Raw genomic sequence first — 6,890 nt, 5'->3', positions numbered from 1 at the left:
CCCCCCCCCCCCCCCCCCCCGCCACACTTCCTTGGTGATGCCGTGCATGTAGATCGCCAGGCTGATGCCGCCATAGCAGACCAGGGCAAGGCGAAGTTCCCGCTCCTTCATCAGGGATGAATCGCAGAGGGCGAGAGGAATGTCGAGGGGACGTATTGGTCCAGATGCCTGTCAACGGAAGTAGTTTTCACCCAACCGCAAATTCCGCCCAGATCGGCAGATGGTCCGACGCCTTGCGTGCCGCCGCGCTTTCATGGACGCCGCAATCCTTGAGCTTCAGCCTGCCGCAATGCATGATCCGGTCGAGCTGCGCCACCGGCCGCCGCGCATGAAAGCTGCGCCCGCACGGCGCGAAGCTGTAATGCCGCGCGAAATCGGCCAGGCAGCCGCGCCCCGCGCTCCATTCGTTGAGGTCGCCCATCAGCACCGTGGGCATCTCCCTGCCCTGCGCCGCAGCATGGATTACCGCCGCTGCCTGCCGCCGCCGCCACAGGCCCGACAGGTCGAGATGCATACCGAACACCCGCACCGCCGCGCCGTTCATCGTCACCTCCGCCATGGTCGCGCCGCGCGGCTCCAGATAGGGGAGGTGCAGCACGTCATGGGCGCCGACCTCCGCCTCCTTGCGCACCAGGATCGCATTGCCGTGCCAGCCCATGGAATCCATCTGCACGTTGAGCGGCACCGGCCTGTAGCCGCTCTGCTGGTCCATCAGCAGCGGCGGGATCGCGGCGGAGCGCACGCCGAAGCGCCGGTCGGCCTCCTGCAAGGCGATGATGTCGGCATCCACTTCGCCCAGTACCTCCAGCACCCGTTCGGGCACACGGCGCCGGTCGGTGCCGATGGCCTTGCGGATATTATAGCTGGCGACGCGGATCGTTTTCATGTCGTTTCAATGCGCCAGCGCGCGGGATGTTTCCAGCGGGCGCATCGATGTTCTTGAATTGTTCTCAAATTCCCTTCATACCAACATCCGTTCGGTTCGAGCTTGTCGAGAACCCTCGCGCAACGGTTCTCGACAAGCTCGAACCGAACGGAGAAGAGAAGGCATGGCCAAGGCAAAACGCAAATTCGTCTGTCAGCAATGCGGCACCGTCACCAGCCGGTGGCTGGGCCAGTGCGAGGATTGCGGCGAATGGAACAGCATCGTCGAGGAAGCGGCGGAAACGATCTTCTCGCAGCGCCATGACCTGCAAAATGGCGGACGCGCCATCACGTTGGTTGGCCTCGACAGCACGGTCGAGCTGCCCCCGCGCACCAGCACCAGCATCGCCGAATTCGACCGGGCGCTGGGTGGCGGCATCGTCACCGGCTCGGCCACCCTGATCGGCGGCGATCCGGGCATCGGCAAGTCGACCCTGCTGCTCCAGGCGGCGGCGCGCATCGCCTCGCGCGGGCTTTCGGTCGCCTATATCAGCGGGGAGGAAGCCGCCGATCAGGTGCGGTTGCGCGCGCAGCGGCTGGGTCTGGGCAACGCGCCGGTGCAGCTCGCCAGCGCCACCTCGGTCCGCGATATCCTGACCACCCTGAGCGAAGGGCCACCGCCCGCGCTGCTCATCATCGATTCGATCCAGACGATGCACAGCGACCTGATCGAGGGCGCGCCCGGCACCGTCAGCCAGGTCCGCGCCTCGTCCCAGGAACTCATCAAATTCGCCAAGCAGCGCGGCACCGCGCTGATCCTGGTCGGCCATGTGACCAAGGATGGCAGTATCGCCGGCCCGCGCGTGCTGGAGCATATGGTGGATACGGTGCTGGCGTTCGAGGGGGAGCGCAGCCACCAATATCGCATCCTGCGCGCGGTCAAGAACCGCTTCGGCGGCACCGACGAGATCGGCGTCTTCGCCATGGTGGCCGAAGGTCTGGAGGAAGTCGCCAACCCGTCGGCCTTGTTCCTCACCAACCGCGACGAGTCGGTGACCGGCGCGACCGTCTTTCCCGCGCTGGAAGGAACGCGGCCGGTGCTGGTCGAAATCCAGGCGCTGGTCGTGCGCCTGTCCAGCGGGGCGACCCCCCGGCGCGCGGTGGTCGGCTGGGACAGCGGGCGTCTCGCGATGATCCTCGCCGTGCTGGAGGCGCGCTGCGGCCTCAGCTTCTCGACCTGCGAAGTCTATCTCAATGTCGCGGGCGGCTATCGCCTGTCGGACCCGGCCGCCGATCTCGCCGTCGCCGCCGCGCTCATTTCCGCCATGTCGGAACGGCCGGTGCCCGCGGATGTCGTGCTGTTCGGCGAAATCGCCCTGTCGAGCGAAATCCGCCCCGTCGCCCATTCGCCGCTGCGCCTGCGCGAGGCGGCCAAGCTGGGCTTCAACCGGGCCTTCATCCCCGCCTCGGCGGCGGATGGGGTCAAGGGAATAGCGGTCAGCGGCTTCCGCACGCTCGCGCAGCTTGTTGACCAGATGCTGGGACGCGGATAGCCACGCGGGCAATGAACGCCATTTGCCCAATTCGTCATTGCGAGCGTAGCGAAGCAATCTACTGTCACGCCGTGGATTGGTTGGGCTTCGCCCGCCTTCGGCCCGCTACGCTCGCAATGACGGGGCGTTTACCGATATGAGCAGACCGCAATGAACGCCATCGACATTCTCGTCCTGCTCGCCATCGGCGGTTGCGCCGTGCTCGGCCTCATGCGCGGCTTCGTGCTGGAAACCCTCTCGCTCATCGCCTGGGTGCTGGCGATCTTCGCCATCCGCCTGTTCCATGCCTCCGCCGCCGAATTGCTGAGCGCCTTCATCGGCAACAGCAGCGGGGCGGCGATGCTGGCGCTGGTTCTCGTCTTCGGCGTCACCTTCGGCATCGGCAAGCTGATCGCCCATGCCATCGGCCGCCGCACGCGCCAGTCGATCCTCGGCCCGGTCGACCGGGTGCTGGGCGCGGGCTTCGGTGCGGTGAAAGGGTTGATCGGCGCGACGATCGTCTTCCTCGCCTTCAGCCTGGTCTATGACACTTTCTACGGCAGCGGCGCCCGCCGCCCCGACTGGCTGAGCGACGCGCGCACCTATCCACTGCTCAACGCCAGCGGTCAGGCGATCAGCGAATTTCTGGCGGAACAGCGCGCGAAGAAGCCGGCGCCGGACGACGGCGGCTAGGCGATGCCGGATACGCCGCCCTGGCCTGTCGGTTCGGTCCATGTCCCGGGAAGCCGGGAAGGGGCAGGGATCGATCCGGGGCTGGCGGCATCGCTGAAGGCGGTCGCTTCGGTGATGAACGCAGCCAGCGATCGCTGGTGGATCATTGCCAGCGCGGCGGTCGCCCTGCATGGCGCCGATGCCGGAACGGTGGCCGATGTGGACGTGCTGCTGAGCGTCGCCGACGCCGCGCGCATCCTACCCGCCATCGGCGTGAGGGCCCGCAAGGACACAGGCGGCGAGCGCTTCCGCTCCATCCTCTTCGGCACCTGGCGGGAAGCGCCGCTGCCGGTCGAGTTCATGGCCGGTTTCCACTATCGATCGACGGCGGGCTGGCGCGAGGTTCAGCCGCAAACCCGCTGCCCGATTCAGATCGACGGGGTGACGCTCTTCATTCCCGACCGGCTGGAACTCCAGCAACTCCTGACCGGTTTCGGTCGTCCCAAGGACAGGGAGCGGGCCAGCCGCCTCGCCGCCCTGACCTGACGGTCCGTGCCTTTCGGCGTTACAGCCACCCCTTCTCCCGATAGGCCTCGACCGTCGCCTTCAACCCGTCCTCGGTCGGCACCTGCGGCATCCATAGCCGCCTGGGCGGCTGCTTGCGCTGGGTGACGACCCAGTCGGGATGGCAGAAATAATCGACCCGGTCGGGGGTCAGCTTGGCCTTCCGACCGCGCATCAGCCGGTCGGTCCGCGCGGCAATGCTCAACAGCCATTCCGGCGTCGCGATCGTCTTCACCGACCGCCCCACCGCCCGGCCGATCGCCGCGCCGAAATCCTTATGATCCCAGCCGTCGGGCGTGCCGTCGTCCACCTCATAGGTGCGGGTCAGGCTGATTTCCTTCTCCTGCGCCAGCGCCAGTAGCAGCCGCGCCAGGTCGCCGACATGGATCACCGATAGCCGTCCGCCCGGCGGCAGCATCATGATGCCGCGCTTGGCCATGCGGAACAGTTCCAGCATCTCGCGGTCGCCCGGCCCATAGATAGCGGGCGGCCGCACGATGCTCCAGTCGAGACCGCTCGCCTTGACATGGCGTTCGGCCAGTTCTTTCGACCAGCCATAGTGGGACAGTTGCGGCTCCCGCGCCGCCAGCGAGGAGACATGGATGAGCCGCCTGATCCCGCGCCGGCGCATCGCGTCGATCACCGCCACGGTGCCACGCGCATTGCCCGCCTCGAACCCGTCGCGGTCGGGCGCATTCACCACGCCGGCGATATGCACCACGGCGTCGGCGTCGCGCACCAGCGTATCGAGCGCGGCCGCATCCTCCAGCGATCCCGGCACCCATTTCAGCTTCGCGCGCGGTGGCTGCGCCCGGCGGGTCAGCGCATTGACGCGCAGCCCTTCGCCCAGCGCCTGCTCCAGCACCTCGGCGCCGACGAAACCCGTCGCGCCCGTCATCGCAATCCGAAAAGGCGTCATATCAGACCATCGCCATATGGTCGCGATGGACCAGCACCGACCGCGGCATCTCGCCCAGCAGCGCGGCGATGTCCTCGCTGCGGCGCCCGGCGATCTTCGCCGCCGCCGCGCTGTCATATTCGATCAGGCCGCGCGCGATCACCCGGCCGTCCTGCGCGACGATATCGACCACGTCGCCGCGATCGAACACGCCCTCGACCTGGGCGACGCCGGCGGGCAGCAGGCTGTTGCCCTTGCCCAGCGCCTTTTCCGCGCCCGCGTCGACGATCACGCGCCCGCGCGTCGTCAGCCGGCCCGCCAGCCAGCCCTTGCGCGCGCCCTTACCTTGGGCGGCCAGAAAGATCGATCCGCGCCCGCCATTCGCCCAGTGCGACAGCGGCGCGTCGACCTTGCCCGAAATGATCGCCAGATGCGCGCCCGCGCCGGTCGCGATCCGCGCCGCCTGGATCTTCGACACCATGCCGCCCGAACCCATGCCCGACGCCGAACCGCCGTCGGCCATCGCCGCGATCCGCGCGTCGATCGTCTCGATTGTCTCTATCAGCATGGCGCTGGCATCGACGTGCGGGTTGGCGGTGTAAAGCCCGTCGACATCGGAAAGCAGCGCAACCGCGTCAGCCCGTGCCGCCTGTCCGATGCGCGCCGCCAGGCGATCATTGTCGCCGAAGCGGATTTCCGACGTCGCCACGCTGTCATTCTCATTGACCACCGGCACGACGTCGAGCGTCATGAGCCGCTCCAGCGTGGCCGATGCGTTCAGATAGCGCCGCCGGTTCTCCAGATCGTCCAGCGTCACCAGCATCTGCGCGGCGGTGATGCCCTTTTCGGCGAGTAGGCTTGCCCAGCATTGGGACAGGGCGATCTGTCCGGTCGCCGCCGCCGCCTGCGCGTCCTCCAGGCTGCCGCGCCCGCCCCTGGGCAGCTTCAGCCGCCGCGCGCCCAGCGCGATCGCGCCGGAGGACACGATGATGACCTGCTGCCCCGCCGCCTTGCGCGCGGCGACATCGGCCACCAGCGTGCGCAGCCAGTCCACGCGCACTTCGCCGGCGGGATCGACCAGCAGGGCGGAGCCGATCTTGATGACCAGACGGCGGACAAGTTCGGGGGGGAAACCGGAGAGGGGGGATGTCACAGGAAAAGGATCCGTTCGGTTCGAGCGAAGTCGAGAACCGTCATGCACCCGCTTCTCGACTTCGCTCGAAGCGAACGGGTGTCAGGATGATCGCCTAGATCGGCGACCATGTGGCTTCGCCTTCGTCGCCATCCTCATCCTCTTCATCCTCCGCGCCCTGATCCAGCATCGGCAGCATCGCATCCATCAGCGCGCCCACGCCTTCGCCGGTCGCGCCGGAAATGATGAAGACATCCTCCACGCCCCCTTCCTCGCGAAGCTGCGCGGCGATATCCTCCATCAGCTCCTGCCCCAGCAGGTCGCCCTTGTTGAGCGCCACGATCTGCGGTTTTTCGTCCAGCCCGCCGCCATAGGCCGCCAGCTCGTCGGTCACGATGCGGAAGGCGTCGACCGGATCGTCGCCGGTCGCGTCGATCAGGTGCAGCAGCACTCGGCAACGCTCGATATGCCCCAGGAAGCGGTCGCCGATCCCCGCGCCCTCGGCCGCGCCTTCGATCAGGCCGGGAATGTCGGCCAGCACGAATTCCCGGTCGCGGTGCAGCACCACGCCCAGCTGCGGCTTGGTGGTGGTGAAGGCATAGGCGCCGACCTTCGCCTTGGTGTTCGTCACCTGGTTGATCAGCGTCGACTTGCCCGCATTGGGCATCCCGACCAGACCGACATCGGCCAGCAGCTTCAAACGCAGCCACACCCACATTTCCTGTCCCGGCCAGCCCGTGCCATGCTGGCGCGGGGCGCGGTTGGTGCTGGTCTTGTAGGACAGGTTGCCACGACCGCCGTCGCCGCCGCGCAGGAAGGTGATGCGCTGCCCGACCTCGGTAAAGTCGGCCAGCACTTCCTGATCCTCATAATCGGGATAGCCGTCCTCATCCTCCGTGCCCTCGATGGGCTGGGGATCGGACAATATCTGCGTGCCGACTGGCACCTGGATGACCAGGTCTTCGCCGCCCGCGCCATAGCGGTTCTTGCCCATGCCGGGCTGGCCGCGCTGGGCTTTGAAATGCTGGGTATAGCGGAAGTCGATCAGCGTGTTGAGGCCGGCCACGGCCTCGAAAATGATGTCGCCGCCCTTGCCGCCATTGCCGCCGTCCGGGCCGCCATATTCGACATATTTCTCACGGCGAAAGCTGACCGCGCCGGGACCGCCCCAGCCGGACTTGATATAGATTTTGGCTTGATCGAGGAAATGCATGGGCTGGCCCTTAGC

At 67.2% G+C, this 6,890-nt stretch carries 7 protein-coding genes; 3 read left to right on the top strand and 4 right to left on the bottom strand.

The window, feature by feature from the left end; all coding sequences use genetic code 11:
- Positions 1–187 precede the first annotated feature (187 nt).
- Positions 188–886, bottom strand: a complete 699-nt coding sequence (locus AC58EF_RS03020) for an endonuclease/exonuclease/phosphatase family protein (RefSeq protein ID WP_497274389.1) — start codon at positions 884–886, stop codon at positions 188–190.
- Positions 887–1,049: 163 nt separating this feature from the next.
- Here AC58EF_RS03020 and radA point away from each other — a divergent pair, with 163 nt between their 5' ends.
- From radA to AC58EF_RS03005, 3 genes are all read left to right on the top strand, one after another.
- A complete protein-coding gene (radA, locus tag AC58EF_RS03015; RefSeq protein ID WP_497274387.1) occupies positions 1,050–2,417 on the top strand; it encodes a DNA repair protein RadA in 1,368 nt (455 codons plus the stop codon).
- A gap of 150 nt (positions 2,418–2,567) precedes the next feature.
- Positions 2,568–3,089 carry a CvpA family protein gene (locus tag AC58EF_RS03010; RefSeq protein ID WP_497274385.1) on the top strand — a complete coding sequence of 174 codons (522 nt, stop codon included), beginning with the start codon at positions 2,568–2,570 and terminating at the stop codon, positions 3,087–3,089.
- 3 nt (positions 3,090–3,092) lie between these two features.
- On the top strand, positions 3,093–3,614 hold the full coding sequence (locus AC58EF_RS03005) for a hypothetical protein (RefSeq protein ID WP_497274384.1): 522 nt from the start codon (positions 3,093–3,095) through the stop codon (positions 3,612–3,614).
- A gap of 19 nt (positions 3,615–3,633) precedes the next feature.
- Here AC58EF_RS03005 and AC58EF_RS03000 read toward each other — a convergent pair whose 3' ends face one another.
- The 3 genes from AC58EF_RS03000 to obgE all read right to left on the bottom strand — a co-directional run bounded on the left by AC58EF_RS03000 (position 3,634) and on the right by obgE (position 6,875).
- Positions 3,634–4,530 (bottom strand): NAD-dependent epimerase/dehydratase family protein, encoded by an 897-nt coding sequence (locus AC58EF_RS03000; protein ID WP_497274957.1) that lies wholly within the window; start codon positions 4,528–4,530, stop codon positions 3,634–3,636.
- A gap of 22 nt (positions 4,531–4,552) precedes the next feature.
- Positions 4,553–5,683 carry a glutamate 5-kinase gene (proB, locus tag AC58EF_RS02995; protein WP_497274383.1) on the bottom strand — a complete coding sequence of 377 codons (1,131 nt, stop codon included), beginning with the start codon at positions 5,681–5,683 and terminating at the stop codon, positions 4,553–4,555.
- A gap of 94 nt (positions 5,684–5,777) precedes the next feature.
- Entirely contained in the window at positions 5,778–6,875 is a 1,098-nt protein-coding gene (obgE, locus tag AC58EF_RS02990) for a GTPase ObgE (protein ID WP_497274382.1), read from the bottom strand.
- Positions 6,876–6,890: the final 15 nt, after the last annotated feature.

It is taken from the genome of Sphingobium sp. WR1, assembly GCF_059693745.1.
This window is presented reverse-complemented; position numbering and strand designations above follow the sequence as displayed.